We start from the raw sequence: 14,801 nt of genomic DNA, 5'->3' as shown, positions 1-14,801 counted from the left end.
AAATTTTCAACATTTGATGATAACAGAAGTATTAAATTTAAGACTATCACCTTGAATTAATTAAGCTTTAGCTAATAAATAGAGTCTTTACTCAGTCTGTGGTTTTATTCTCGCGATCAAAAAAGGCGCATACAATGCGCCTTAAATGACCAGCAGAAATTATCGACTAGTTTAAGCGGTTACGCTCATCGTCGTCTTTATCTTTATGCTCATACTCCCCTTCAAAGGTCGACCCTTGATTGGAGTTATCACGATCAAATGGGTTTTGTTCAAACGGACGTTGACCAAATTGCTCACCATGAAAGCTGCCGTGAAAACCACCACCGACCGATTTCACCACCATTTTACTCATCAAGTATTTGGCGATCGCGGCGCGAGGTGCTGGCAGTAGCACTAACATACCCAATGCATCAGTCATAAAACCTGGCGTAAGCAGTAACACACCAGCCACCGCTAACATCACGCCTTCAAAGATCTGCTGCGCGGGCAACTCCCCTTGCTGCATCCGAGTTTGTACCGACATTAAGGTTTGCAAGCCTTGGCTGCGGACCAACGACGCACCGGCAAACGCCGTGAGCAAAACTAAAGCGATGGTAGGCCACAGCCCCAAATAACCACCGACTTGAATAAATAGACCTATTTCAATGATAGGAACGAAAATAAATAGCAGAAGTAAGATAGGAAACACACGCCCTCCTTTGTTGAACTCAGTGTACGTGCTCTGGGTAATGAGCTCAAATTAAAGCGGTAAAAATTCGTGTCGACAACGCAATCATAACGTTCGACATGAGTACCACTAAAGAGTTATTTGTACCCTGTTCATAGTTTGCAAATCTTTCACTAAATAAAAGCAAAAAAGGTGATCAAGTTACTATTTTTATGCGCTAGGTACAGTATTATGTGCCACATAAGTCAGGACGGATTATACAGCCAAAAATTCTGCCGAATGGATTCTTAAACTACAGAATGGCTAGAAGCAAACCTTAATATCAGAATAAATCTCTAAGGATCCTGTATGGCTACCCTAACTGATGCCCCTAAAACGGCGAATCAAGCGACTCGTATTGAAGAAGACTTACTCGGCCAACGTCATGTCCCTGCTGACGCTTATTACGGCATTCATACGCTCCGCGCGATGGAAAACTTCAATATCTCCAACATGACCATTTCCGATGTACCGGAGTTTGTCCGCGGCATGGTCATGACCAAAAAAGCGGCTACGCTGGCAAATAACGAACTCGGCGTGATCCCAAAAGATGTCGCTCATTATATTCTTGAAGCGTGTGACCTGATGCTTGAAACAGGTAAGTGCATGGATCAGTTCCCTTCAGACGTTTTCCAAGGCGGCGCTGGTACTTCGGTCAACATGAACACCAACGAAGTCATTGCGAACCTAGCACTTGAGCTGATGGGCAAAGAAAAAGGCCAATACCAGTTCATCAACCCCAATGATCACGTCAACAAAAGTCAATCAACCAACTGTGCTTACCCAACTGGTTTCCGTATTGCGGTATACAACAGTGTCGCCACACTGATTGAAGCGATTGAATACCTTAAAGGTGCTTTCGAACTGAAAAGCCAAGAATTTAAAGGCATCTTGAAGATGGGTCGTACTCAGCTACAAGATGCTGTGCCTATGACCGTTGGCCAAGAGTTCCACGCTTGGGCGGTGACTTTAAACGAAGAGATTCGTGCCCTTGAATACACGTCAAAACTACTGCTTGAAATCAATCTAGGTGCAACAGCAATTGGTACTGGCTTGAATGCGGCGCAAGGTTACCAAGCCGCGGCCGTCAAACATCTTGCACAAGTCACTGGCTTAGATGTGGTCCCTGCAGAAGATTTGATTGAAGCGACATCAGATTGTGGCGCTTACGTAATGACCCACGGCGCACTAAAACGTCTCGCGGTAAAACTGTCTAAAATCTGTAACGACTTGCGCCTACTCTCTTCAGGTCCTCGCGCGGGTCTCAACGAACTCAACTTGCCAGAACTGCAAGCCGGTTCTTCTATCATGCCTGCCAAAGTCAACCCTGTGGTTCCTGAAGTGGTGAACCAAGTGTGCTTTAAGGTTTTGGGGAACGACAACACAATTTCATTTGCAGCTGAAGGCGGTCAGCTCCAGCTTAACGTGATGGAACCTGTCATTGCGCAAAGCATGTTTGAGTCGATCTCAATCCTATCGAACGCTTGTGTCAACTTACGTGACAAGTGTATCGACGGCATTACCGTTAACAAAGAAGTGTGCGAAAACTACGTTTACAACTCTATCGGTATCGTCACTTACCTTAACCCGTACATTGGCCACCACGAAGGTGACATTGTCGGCAAGATCTGTGCTGAAACGGGTAAGAGTGTACGTGAAGTGGTTTTAGAGCGCGGCTTACTGACGGAAGAAGAACTCGATGAGATCCTTTCCGTTGAGAACTTTATGCACCCAACCTACAAAGCGAAACGCTACGAGTAATTGTACGGCTTGGTTAAAAGGGTCCTTGCGACCCTTTTTTAAGCGCCAAGGCGATTAACCACGCTCATGACATGGCTTTAGTTTTGCCATTCCTATTATCTAACTATTTAGCTCCTGAATGGTTAGATAATCAGAATCACAATTCACATCGAGAGGTATCAATATGGTTGCAATCGAACTCATCGTCGTTCTGCTCTTTATCTATTTAGGAGCAAGAATTGGCGGCATTGGCATTGGCTTAGCAGGTGGCGCTGGGGTTATCGCCCTATCTTTGGTTTTAGGCGTACCGACTAGCCAAGCGTTTATTCCGGTAGACGTTATTCTTATCATCATGTCTGTAATTACCGCGATTGCCGCAATGCAAGTGGCCGGTGGTATGGACTGGTTAGTTCAACTGGCAGAAAACTTCTTGCGTAAGCACCCCGAGCGCATCACCTTTTATGCGCCGATTGTGACTTTCCTAATGACGTTAATGGCGGGCACAGGCCACACTGCGTTTTCAACCCTACCTGTCATAGCCGAAGTAGCAAAAGGCCAAGGCGTGCGTCCTTCTCGCCCATTGTCGATAGCGGTTGTCGCTTCACAAATCGCGATCACCGCTTCGCCGATTTCTGCCGCTGTGGTTGCTTTTGCTGCGATGCTGGCACCAATGGGTGTCGATTACTTAACCCTACTTGCCGTGTGCATCCCTACCACTTTTATCGCTTGTATGATCGGGGCCTTTGTTGCCAACTTCATGGGCGGTGAGCTTAAAAATGACCCTATCTACCAAGAACGTCTGGAACAAGGCTTAATCAAGTTAAGCACTCAAACTCAGCGTGAAATCTTACCAAGCGCAAAAACAGCGACTTACATCTTCTTAGCCGCAATCGGTTTTGTTGTCTGCTACGCGGCAGCGATTTCAGGTTCAGTCGGCCTAATTAAAGATCCCGCACTCGGTCGTAACGAAGCCATCATGACGGTAATGCTCGCCGCTGCCGCCGCGATTGTGCTATTTACCAAAATTGATGCTGCCAAAATACCATCAGCGGCGACGTTCCGTTCAGGCATGACCGCTTGTGTCTGCGTACTTGGTGTGGCTTGGTTAGGCTCAACGTTTGTCAATGCACACGTTGATAGCATCAAAGAGGTTGCAGGTGAACTACTGTCTGACTACCCGTGGATGCTCGCCATGGTGCTATTCTTTGCGTCAATGTTGCTGTACTCGCAAGGCGCAACCACCGTTGCTTTAATGCCAGCAGCACTGGCGATTGGAGTGGCTCCCCTCACTGCCGTCGCCTCGTTTGCCGCGGTCAGTGCGCTATTTGTATTACCAACTTACCCGACTCTGCTCGCCGCAGTAGAAATGGACGACACGGGATCAACTCGTATTGGCAAATACGTATTTAACCACCCATTTTTTGTTCCTGGCGTGGTCACCATCGCTTCAGCAGTCGCGCTAGGCTTTGCTTTTGGCGGCCTTTTAATCTAGTCACAAAGAGTAGTAACACAAATAAAACCTAGGGAGCTTCGGCTCCCTTTTTATTTTACCAAATTAAATAAAACCCAGCTCACAGTCTATTTTTGACTTTAATCAATAAAGTGGCCAAAAGATTTTTATGCATTTAAATTCCCGGCTTTGAATAAAATTCCGCATAATTTTCACCTGCGCGAAAATCGTGTATCAAAACCTAGTAACTAGGTATTTTTGTGGAATATTAATCCGTCTATTTCAAACAAATAATCGCTGTATTTATCACCACTACTTCTTACCTAAATCCAGTACTTATTTTTTGTGAAGATCACCAAAGTTACGTACCTCGCATTGCTTTTAAAATAGAGTCAAAGGGTGATTAAAACCCCAACAATTAATCCCTAATACCAATAACTTACTCTACAACGAGTTATTTATTTTATAACTATTAGTCGCTGATTCACTTTTATTTATTGGTATATAGATAAAAGTAAGGAGATCGCTATGACAACTCAAACTGTAACGACCGAAGAGAAAAAAGGCGGCTTCTTTGCCAACTTTAAGTTCCCTTCAGCCTACACCATTCTTTTTGTTCTGATTGCGCTAGTCGCAATGCTGACTTGGATTGTTCCCGCAGGTCAATATGACCGTGTGATGAACGAAGATCTAGGCCGTGAAGTTCCTGTAACCGGAACCTACCAACCTGTTGATGGCAACCCTCAAGGTGTTATCGATGTCCTGCTCGCCCCCATCGATGGTTTCTATGACCACAATAGCTACGAAGCCGCAGCTATTGACGTTTCACTGTTCATTTTGATTATCGGTGGCTTCCTTGGCCTAGTGACGAAAACCGGCGCTATCGATGCTGGTATCGAACGTGTCACGGATCGACTCAAAGGTCGTGAAGAGTTGATGATCCCGATTCTAATGGCGTTGTTTGCCGCCGGTGGTACCGTTTATGGTATGGCGGAAGAGTCCCTCCCTTTCTACACCTTATTAGTGCCTGTGATGATGGCGGCTCGATTTGACCCTCTGGTCGCGGCAGCAACCGTGTTACTTGGCGCAGGGATTGGTACTCTGGGCTCAACCATCAACCCATTTGCAACCGTCATTGCGGCTAACGCAGCAGGTATCCCTTTCACCGATGGTATCGTACTGCGTGTGATTGCCCTTCTGATTGGCTGGGTTATCTGTGTCGCTTACGTCATGCGCTATGCCCGCATGGTTCGTCAAGATCAATCTAAATCGGTGGTTTACGACAAGTACGAAGAGAACAAAGCGCACTTCTTGGGCAACCAAACTGGCGAACGTCTTGAGTTCACCGCAACACGCAAACTGATCCTGAGTATATTTGGCGCCTCTTTCGCTGTGATGATTTACGGTGTATCGGTTGCTGGCTGGTGGATGGCAGAAATTTCAGCCATGTTCCTCGCGTCAACCATCATCATAGGTTTAGTCGCTCGAATGAGCGAAGAAGACTTTACCAACAGCTTTATTGATGGCGCTCGCGACCTATTGGGGGTAGCACTGATCATTGGTATCGCGCGTGGTATCGTCGTGGTAATGGATCGCGGCATGATTACCGACACTATCTTGTTCTCAGCAGAGCAAATGGTTACTGGTTTATCGTCGGTGGTGTTCATCAATGTGATGTTCTTCTTAGAAGTACTGTTATCGTTCCTTGTTCCTTCAAGTTCAGGCCTAGCGGTACTGACAATGCCAATCATGGCTCCCCTCGCGGACTTTGCTGGCGTTGGTCGTGACTTAGTCGTCACAGCGTACCAATCTGCATCTGGGCTAGTGAATTTGATCACCCCGACGTCCGCTGTCGTGATGGGTGGCTTGGCTATCGCCCGCGTTCCTTACGTACGTTGGGTCAAATGGGTCGCACCGTTACTGGCTATTTTAACGCTGTTCTGTGTTGCAATGCTTAGCGTTGGTGCACTTCTCTAAAGCGATTCTTTTCCTAACCCTAGCTCACAGGAAGTGAGCCCTTTCAAAGCCGCCTAGTGCGGCTTTTTTGTGTTTAATGCATCGAGATGCGAGATGCGAGATGCGAGATGCGAGATGCGAGATGCGAGATGCGAGATGCGAGATGCGAGATGCGAGATGCGAGATTATTGTGTCTTTTTAAGGGCGTATTCTGTCAACAAAATAACGTTTTACAATGTCGATAAATAAATCAACTCCCATTCTAATTAGAAAAACTATCTTTGCTAATGAATTATATTAATCAACTCACTTTAAAATATTTAATACCGACAAATATTAATATGTGACCTAGACAACAATTATTACCAATTGTTTTGTTACCAAACGATTAATTCGCCCATCAAAATCACTTATCTAGGGAGTTTGAGTGCATATTTCCATTTTATTAAGTCTATTGTTAGTGCTTTTTTATTGAATATTCTTCCTTCGTTTTATTATTTAACTAGGCCAATGCATATTTCGCTGCATAAACTTCCACAACAAACGGCTAATTAGGGGTTTTACAGCAAAATAACAACTGCATAGATATTGTTAAAACCCTTACACAGCAAGGGCTGAGGCTTAAAAAACGTTCTGTGATTGACCTCTAAGATTCCCTCACCAACAAGCGTAATATGAATTTCAGACACAAAATAAGTGAATAAATAAATTCACGCTAATATTCCCTACAAATTAAATATTAGTTTTTTTAAAAAAATAAAACTGATTATAAAATAAGAGAGATACGATCATGAGTAAGTTATACGTAGGTTCTGAAATCGGTCAATTACGTCGCGTTCTGGTACACCGTCCTAGACGAGCTCTGACTCACCTAACCCCATCTAACTGTCACGATCTGCTATTTGATGACGTATTGGCAGTTGAACGTGCAGGCGAGGAGCACGACGTATTCACTCAAACTCTGCGCGACCAAGGTGTCGAAGTCTTACTATTAACTGACTTGTTGGCAGACACGCTCGCCGTCGCCGAAGCCAAAGATTGGCTACTTAACCAGCAAGTCTCTGATTACCGTTTGGGCAAAACGTTCGCGAACGATGTGCGTTGTTACCTAGGTGACTTACCTAACCTAGAGCTGGCTAAAATCCTTACTGGCGGTCTTTCATACGCTGAAATGCCAATGAAATCTTCTTCTATGATGCAAGGTTTACACGCTCCAACCGACTTCATCATTGAACCACTACCAAATCACCTATTTACACGTGATACCTCATGCTGGGTTTACGGTGGGGTTTCTATCAACCCAATGGCAAAAGCGGCTCGTCAACGTGAAACCAACCATGTTCGCGCTATCTACCGCTGGCACCCAAGCTTTGCTGGCCAAGACTTCATTAAGTACTTCGGTGACAACGAGCAAGTGAACTACGACAACTCAACCATCGAAGGCGGTGACGTACTGGTTATTGGTAAAGGCGCGGTTCTTATCGGTATGTCTGAGCGTACAACGGCACAAGGCGTTGAGCACTTGGCATCAGGTCTATTCAAACATGGTCAAGCCAAACAAGTGATTGCCATGGAGCTACCGAAACACCGCTCTTGCATGCACTTAGACACAGTAATGACGCACATGCGTGAAGATACTTTCTCTGTATACCCTGAAGTAGTGCGTAAAGATGTTAAATGCTGGAGCCTAACTGGCGATCAATCTGGCGCAGTCAACGTCAAAGAAGAAGGCTACTTCGTGACTGCGATTGAAAAAGCACTCGGCGTCGACAAGCTAAACCTCATCACCACTGGCGGTGACAACTTCAACGCAGAACGCGAGCAGTGGAACGATGCAAACAACGTTCTCACCGTCAAACCAGGTGTGGTTGTCGGCTACGAGGGCAACACTTACACCAACGAAAAATACGACAAAGCAGGCATCACAGTACTTCCTATCCCAGGTGATGAGCTAGGTCGCGGTCGCGGCGGCGCTCGCTGCATGAGCTGCCCAATCGAACGTGATGGTATCTAATTAAGTACTTATTAGGCTGGAGCGACCATAGTGCCTGCTCCAGCCCCTGTAGAGAGATTCAAACAATGACTAAACAAACTGTAGTTGTCGCACTAGGTGGTAACGCTTTGCTTCGCCGTGGTGAGCCACTTGAAGCTGAAGTACAACGCCAAAACATCGAAGTCGCCGTCAAAACGATTTCTGAAATCGCGAAAGAATACAACGTGGTACTGGTACACGGTAATGGTCCACAAGTTGGTTTGCTTGCCCTGCAAGGTTTGGAATACAAGAAAGTCGCGCCATACCCGCTTGATGTCCTTGGCAGCGAAACACAAGGCATGATCGGTTACATGCTGATGCAAGAGTTTAAAAACCAGATGCCAAACGTCAACGCGACTTGCATGTTGACGCAAATGACCGTCGATCCTAATGATCCCGCGTTTGCAGACCCAACCAAACCCATTGGTCCTATTTACGAAGAAGCGGAAGCTCGCGAGTTGGCAGAAAAGTACCACTGGACAATCAAGCCAGACGGCAAACACTTCCGCCGCGTGGTCCCAAGCCCACAGCCAACGGGCATCATCGAACACGATGCGATCACTAAATTAATTGATGCCGGCCACCTTGTTATCTGTACTGGCGGCGGTGGTATTCCGGTGAAACGCGAAAACGGCAAACTGGTGGGTGTTGAAGCGGTGATCGACAAAGACATGTCGGCTGCATTCCTCGCCAAACAGCTCGATGCTGATGCTCTGCTAATCCTCACTGACGCAGACGCGGTTTACCTTGATTGGGGCAAGCCAACACAGCATGCCCTGCGCAGCACAACGCCAAGCGAACTGGCGCAGTATCAGTTCGATGCAGGCTCTATGGGACCAAAAATTGAAGCGTCCTGCGAGTTTATCAAGCAAGGCGGCAAAGTTGTCGGTATCGGCTCTTTGCAAGATGGTCTGCGTATTCTGCAAGGCACAGCGGGTACCAACATCACTAAAGGTTAATGACAACGTTAAGCAATACCAATCATTCAATTTAACAGCGCTTTCTTATTTTCTTTTCCCTGCAACCAAGAAAGCGCCAAACGATAAAAAGGAAAACACCATGGCTTTTAATCTACGTAACCGTAACTTCCTAAAACTACTAGACTTTACTCCACGTGAAATTCAACACATGTTGGATCTTTCAGCGGAACTGAAAAAAGCAAAATACAACGGCTATGAGCAACCTCGTCTAAAAGGCAAAAACATTGCGCTAATTTTCGAGAAGACCTCTACTCGTACACGTTGTGCATTTGAAGTTGCGGCTTTTGACCAAGGCGCTCAAGTCTCTTACTTAGGCCCATCGGGTTCTCAAATCGGTCACAAAGAGTCAATGAAAGATACAGCACGTGTGCTTGGCCGCATGTACGATGGCATCGAATACCGCGGTTTCGGTCAAGAGATCGTAGAAGAGCTCGGCGCCTACGCTGGTGTGCCAGTGTGGAACGGTCTAACCGACGAATTCCACCCAACTCAAATCCTCGCGGACTTCCTAACCATGACCGAACACGGCCGCGGCAAACAACTACACGAAATCAAGTTTGCTTACTTAGGTGATGCGCGCAACAACATGGGTAACTCCTTGATGGTAGGCGCTGCGAAAATGGGCATGGACATCCGTCTTGTCGCACCTAAAGCGTTCTGGCCAGAAGAAGCATTAGTGGCACAATGTCGTGATATCGCCGCAGAAACTGGGGCTAAAATCACCCTAACTGAAGACGTACAAGAAGGGGTTCAAGGCTGTGATTACCTCTACACTGACGTATGGGTATCAATGGGCGAAGCGAAAGAAGCATGGGCTGAGCGTATCAATCTGATGATGCCTTACCAAGTCAACATGGACATGATCAAAGCCACAGGCAACCCAGATGTGAAATTCATGCACTGCTTGCCTGCTTTCCACGGCGAAGATACCACGGTAGGCAAACAGCTTGCGGCAGATTACCCGCAACTTAAAGATGGCGTTGAGGTAACCGATGAAGTGGTTGAATCTAAGCACTCTATCGTATTCGATGAAGCAGAAAACCGAATGCACACAATCAAAGCCGTAATGGTCGCAACACTAGGCGACTAAATTATCGAGTCTTCATGGCCATTTGCCAAACAGGAAATGGCCAACAAGATTACTCTCGATTGCCAGCACAATAAGTGACAACCGATGAGTATTTTTGCAGGGAAATGCGGGTGGCGTTCAGCGACGTACAAAAACGTACTGAATAAAGCCCGCATTTTTTTTCATCACTTAAAAGCCAAATTCATCCCTCAAACGCTCCGAAGCAAGATCTGACAACGGTTGAAAAGTCATAGCTAAAATCAGCTAAAATCGCATAAAAATCCAATTCATGGATAGTTTCCGCAAACGCTTGCGTTGGTGATTTTTGTCCGTATAATCCTCGGCAATTTGTCTAGGAGTACATCAATGTCGCAGCCATTAGCAACCTATCGTTGTTACCTAACGCGCCCTAAATCAGGGACGTTCGCTGTTTCATTTTTCTCCACCGATCCTTTACTAGCCTCCTATTTTTAGGGGGCTTTTTTTTGTCTGTCATTTACGACGAGGAATACAGCTATGGCGCATTCGTTATTTAACAAGCACATTATCTCTATCCCAGAGCTCAGCCGTGAAGAGCTTGAGCTTATTGTTGACACTTCTGCACGCTTAAAAGCAGAGCCGAATCCGGAGCTACTGAAAAATAAGGTTGTTGCCAGCTGCTTCTTCGAGCCGTCGACCCGTACTCGCCTCTCTTTCGAGACCGCAGTACAGCGTTTGGGCGGCACAGTGATTGGGTTTGATAACGGCGGCAACACATCCCTAGCGAAAAAAGGCGAAACGCTGGCCGATTCGGTTCAAGTGATCGCTTCGTACGTAGATGCATTCGTGATGCGCCACCCACAAGAAGGCGCGGCGCGCTTGGCTTCTGAATTCTCAAATGGCGTACCGATTGTCAACGGTGGAGACGGTGCAAACCAGCACCCAACTCAAACGTTGCTCGATCTGTTTTCGATCTACGAGACTCAAGGCACACTCGACAACCTCAACGTCGCCTTCGTGGGTGATCTGAAATATGGCCGCACTGTGCACTCACTCACTCAAGCGCTAGCAAAATTCAACAATGTGCGTTTCTTCTTTATCGCCCCAGAAGCCCTCGCGATGCCAGACTACATCTGCGAAGAGTTAGAAGAGGCAGGCATTGCGTTCAGCATGCACAGTAACATCGAAGAAGTCGTTCCTGAATTGGATGTTCTTTACATGACACGCGTACAGAAAGAGCGCTTTGACGAGTCAGAATATGCCCATATCAAGTCAGCGTTCATCTTAACGGCGGCAACGCTGAGCGAAGCGCGTGACAACCTCAAGGTGCTTCACCCACTTCCTCGTGTCGATGAAATCACCACTGATGTTGATAAAACCAAGCACGCTTACTACTTCGAGCAAGCGGAAAATGGCGTCTACGCACGTGAAGCGCTACTCGCCCTTGTCCTTAATGACACACTTTAATTAGCAGGAGAATCATCATGGTGAAACAAACTCAACTTCAAGTAGAAGCGATTCGTAACGGCTCTGTTATCGACCATATTCCTGCCAATATTGGGATTAAAGTGCTTAAACTGTTCAAAATGCACAAAACCAATGAGCGCATCACAATTGGTCTTAATCTGCCATCTTCCGCGCTTGGCGGCAAAGATTTGATCAAGATTGAAAATGTCTACCTGACCAAAGAACAAGCCAATCAATTGGCACTGTATGCACCCAAAGCGACGGTCAATCAGATTGAAGAGTACAAGGTAGTCAACAAGCTTAATCTTGCACTCCCAGAAACGATTGCCAGCGTATTCGAATGCCCGAACAGCAATTGTATTTCTCATGGCGAACCGGTAGAAAGCAAATTTAAGGTGCAGCAAAAGCAGGACAATGTGCAGCTAAAATGCCACTACTGTGAAAAAGTATTCTCACGCGAAATCATGACCGAAGCGCGCTAGCCCACAAGCGCTTGCGTCCCTCCTAAATCTGCAATTCATGACTGGATATTTATTCTTATTGCGGAATAAATATCCACTTTCACTCAGCATTTATATCTAACAAAACAATAGATAACTAGTTGTTTGTTTGGCGATCGCTTTCACAAAGCCACATAAGATTTGGTGTTATTATGCGAAGACTTAAAAATCACCGCAGAAGTGATACCAATTAGACCCAGTCAATACACGTTTAGATTGGTATAAGCGCTCAAAATCCCACAGCATTTATATGGAGTTATGTGCTGATAGTTACATGGACGAATCATCCTACGTCATGTTTTATTGAGGAGTTCCAATGAGTGAAACTCTAAACGCAACCACCGTTGATTATAGTGAAGACAAAACACTCACAGCGGCCTGTAAACGTCTACTGCAACAACAGAGCTTTAGCACTCAGAACGAGCTACGCGAAGCCTTGGTCAATATTGGTTTTGAAGGCATTAGTCAGTCCACCGTATCTAGATTGCTCTCGCAGCTGGGAGTGATTAAGGTACAAAACGCGTGCGGCAAAAAAGTCTACTGCATTACGGTTGAAACCGCCCCGGTGCGAGTCGGCTCTTCGATCTCGTCACAAATCGAATTTATTACCCACAATCAAGCGATGGTGGTAGTAAAAACGCACCCTGGCAGCGCCCAACTGGTTGCTCGCTTGGTCGATATCGATCCTCATACTGAGATTCTCGGCACCGTGGGCGGCAATGACACTGTGCTCGTCATCCCAAAAGATACCGACAACATCGATGCTTGCGAACGTGTCGTTCGAGCCCGTTTAGGCGTTGCTTGACCGCAGCTCATGCGCCATCTCGATACCGATTTGGAGATGGCGCCTCAGAGATAGCGAAACTCTAGGTGAACTTTCTTCGCCTAAGTTGAAACTAATTTGCCCTTTCCCCTGTCTGATTGAGTTAACATGACTCAAATTTAACTCTTGTGACGGTTCTATGCGCTTCGCCTTCTCCTTACTTCTGTTGTGTTTTAGCTTTCTCTCTGCGCCCGCGATGGCGTTGTTTGATAATAGCAATTCAACACCAAGTTTTGCCAATAACAACAATACCTTCGTTGCTGTCGATGATGCGTTTCGCTTTAACGCCTTACAACAAGGCAATCGCGTATTTCTCGATTGGCAAGTAAAAGACGGCTACTACCTCTATCAACATCGTATTTCCGTGAGCGGTGAAAATGTCACTCTTGGCGATATCGAGATGCGCGATGGTCAGCCATACAAGGACGAATTTTTCGGCGAGGTCAACATCTACACCACGCCGCTGTTTATTGAAGTGCCATTGAGCGATTATCAGCAAGGCGCTCGATTAATCGTCCAATACCAAGGGTGTGCCAAGGCAGGATTTTGCTATCCACCTGAGACGCGTGTGGTCGACATTACTCGCTTTGAGTTTGCCGACTCAACTCAGCTGACGAGCAAACAAACGGCGCAAGCAGCGCCAGTTGTCCAAACACCAGCGCCATCAACATCGTCACCGCAATCGAGCGAAGCAAACCTTGCTTCTAAACTAAGTGATAGTTGGTGGACGCCACTGCTGTTTTTAGCATTAGGCATTGGCCTTGCGTTTACTCCGTGCGTGCTACCGATGTACCCGATTTTAACCAGTATTGTCTTAGGCCGAGGAAAGCTCAGCCATGGCCGCGCACTTGGCCTAGCCTTTGTTTATGTACAAGGTATGGCGTTAACCTACACACTACTGGGTTTGGTGGTTGCGTCGGCAGGGCTGCAATTTCAAGCCGCCATGCAACACCCTTATGTTTTGATAGGCTTAAGTGTACTGTTTGTCGCACTCGCACTGTCAATGTTTGGCTTGTATACCATTCAGCTACCGAGCAGCCTGCAGACTTGGCTCAGTAACCTCAGTAATAAACAGCGAGGCGGCAGTTCGTTGGGCGTGTTTGCTATGGGGGCGATATCAGGCCTAGTTTGCTCACCATGCACCACCGCTCCCCTGTCAGGCGCGCTGCTCTACGTCGCACAAAGTGGCGATCTCCTGACGGGGGCCATCGCCTTGTACGCTCTGGCATTGGGTATGGGTATACCACTGATGTTGGTGGCCGTATTTGGTAATAAACTGCTGCCTAAAGCAGGCAATTGGATGGATCGCGTGAAAACGCTGTTTGGCTTTATTCTCCTTGCTGCGCCCATCTTCCTTCTTGAGCGTATCTTGCCAAGCCTTTGGGCTACCGGTTTATGGTCAGCGCTTGGTATTGCGGCATTTGGCTGGCTGTATCATGTCAAAAACTCACTGCCATTTGGCGGTTGGAAGCAAAGCGTGATTGGTATTATTGCCGTACTGGGATTATTCGCGTCGGCGCAACCTGCGCTGCACTACTATTTTTCGCCGCCAACTGGCCAATCACAAAGCAAAATTGAGTTCATTAAAGTCAGTAATGTGGAACAACTGAAACAGCAACTCGCTAACGCTAAGCAAGCTGGTAAGCCGGTGATGCTCGATTTCTATGCCGACTGGTGTGTAGCGTGTAAAGAGTTTGAAAAATACACCTTCCACCAGCCAGACGTCGAATTCAGGCTCAAGGACTTTGTCTTGCTCCAAGCCGATGTCACGCGCAACCAAGTGGAAGATATTGCTCTACTTAAAGAAATGCAGGTGCTCGGTTTACCTACCATTGAATTTTGGGCGCCAGATGGCTCACGAGTCGTGAACGGGCGCATCACTGGATTTATGGATGCTGCGACCTTCTTAGCGCACCTAAACGACCACAATCTGTAATACTCAGTTGGCTCAATAACACTAAACTCGCGCCATGGTCACTGACCGTGGCGCTGAGCTGGCCTCCCAGACCCACTCACTCTCTACTCACCCTGATCACTTCATTTCATGCTCAATATGTATTTATATGCAATATTGCTAATAAAACCCGATACAGTTCAGA

At 46.7% G+C, this 14,801-nt stretch carries 11 protein-coding genes; 10 read left to right on the top strand and 1 reads right to left on the bottom strand.

The annotated features are described in order from the left end of the window. Window positions 1-166: 166 nt before the first annotated feature. Window positions 167-688: an FxsA family protein gene (locus BS19_RS10280; RefSeq protein WP_038175119.1), complete on the bottom strand. Its 522-nt coding sequence runs from the start codon at window positions 686-688 to the stop codon at window positions 167-169. Between the two features lie 327 nt (window positions 689-1,015). On the opposite strand from BS19_RS10280, the gene aspA reads away from it, so the two are divergent. The 10 genes from aspA (at window position 1,016) to BS19_RS10230 (ending at window position 14,638) form a co-directional block, all read left to right on the top strand. Next, window positions 1,016-2,467, top strand: coding sequence for an aspartate ammonia-lyase (gene aspA / locus BS19_RS10275; RefSeq protein ID WP_038175118.1), 1,452 nt, complete (start codon window positions 1,016-1,018; stop codon window positions 2,465-2,467). A gap of 163 nt (window positions 2,468-2,630) precedes the next feature. Further along, window positions 2,631-3,938, top strand: a complete 1,308-nt coding sequence (locus BS19_RS10270) for an anaerobic C4-dicarboxylate transporter (RefSeq protein ID WP_038175117.1) — start codon at window positions 2,631-2,633, stop codon at window positions 3,936-3,938. A gap of 486 nt (window positions 3,939-4,424) precedes the next feature. After that, entirely contained in the window at window positions 4,425-5,873 is a 1,449-nt protein-coding gene (locus BS19_RS10265; RefSeq protein ID WP_038175116.1) for a YfcC family protein, read from the top strand. Between the two features lie 769 nt (window positions 5,874-6,642). Next, entirely contained in the window at window positions 6,643-7,866 is a 1,224-nt protein-coding gene (gene arcA / locus BS19_RS10260; RefSeq protein ID WP_038175115.1) for an arginine deiminase, read from the top strand. Window positions 7,867-7,931: 65 nt separating this feature from the next. Beyond that, window positions 7,932-8,843, top strand: a complete 912-nt coding sequence (gene arcC / locus BS19_RS10255; protein ID WP_038175114.1) for a carbamate kinase — start codon at window positions 7,932-7,934, stop codon at window positions 8,841-8,843. 100 nt (window positions 8,844-8,943) lie between these two features. Beyond that, entirely contained in the window at window positions 8,944-9,954 is a 1,011-nt protein-coding gene (locus BS19_RS10250) for an ornithine carbamoyltransferase (RefSeq protein ID WP_038175113.1), read from the top strand. 495 nt (window positions 9,955-10,449) lie between these two features. Further along, window positions 10,450-11,379: an aspartate carbamoyltransferase gene (pyrB, locus tag BS19_RS10245; protein WP_038175112.1), complete on the top strand. Its 930-nt coding sequence runs from the start codon at window positions 10,450-10,452 to the stop codon at window positions 11,377-11,379. Window positions 11,380-11,396: 17 nt separating this feature from the next. Beyond that, a complete protein-coding gene (gene pyrI, locus BS19_RS10240) occupies window positions 11,397-11,861 on the top strand; it encodes an aspartate carbamoyltransferase regulatory subunit (protein WP_038175110.1) in 465 nt (154 codons plus the stop codon). Between the two features lie 334 nt (window positions 11,862-12,195). Continuing rightward, window positions 12,196-12,684 carry an arginine repressor gene (locus tag BS19_RS10235; protein WP_038175109.1) on the top strand — a complete coding sequence of 163 codons (489 nt, stop codon included), beginning with the start codon at window positions 12,196-12,198 and terminating at the stop codon, window positions 12,682-12,684. Window positions 12,685-12,841: 157 nt separating this feature from the next. Then, entirely contained in the window at window positions 12,842-14,638 is a 1,797-nt protein-coding gene (locus BS19_RS10230) for a protein-disulfide reductase DsbD (RefSeq protein ID WP_038175106.1), read from the top strand. The last annotated feature ends 163 nt before the right edge of the window (window positions 14,639-14,801 follow it).

Origin of the sequence: Vibrio pacinii DSM 19139, from assembly GCF_000711795.1 — a bacterium.
GTDB lineage: Bacteria > Pseudomonadota > Gammaproteobacteria > Enterobacterales > Vibrionaceae > Vibrio > Vibrio pacinii.
This window is presented reverse-complemented; position numbering and strand designations above follow the sequence as displayed.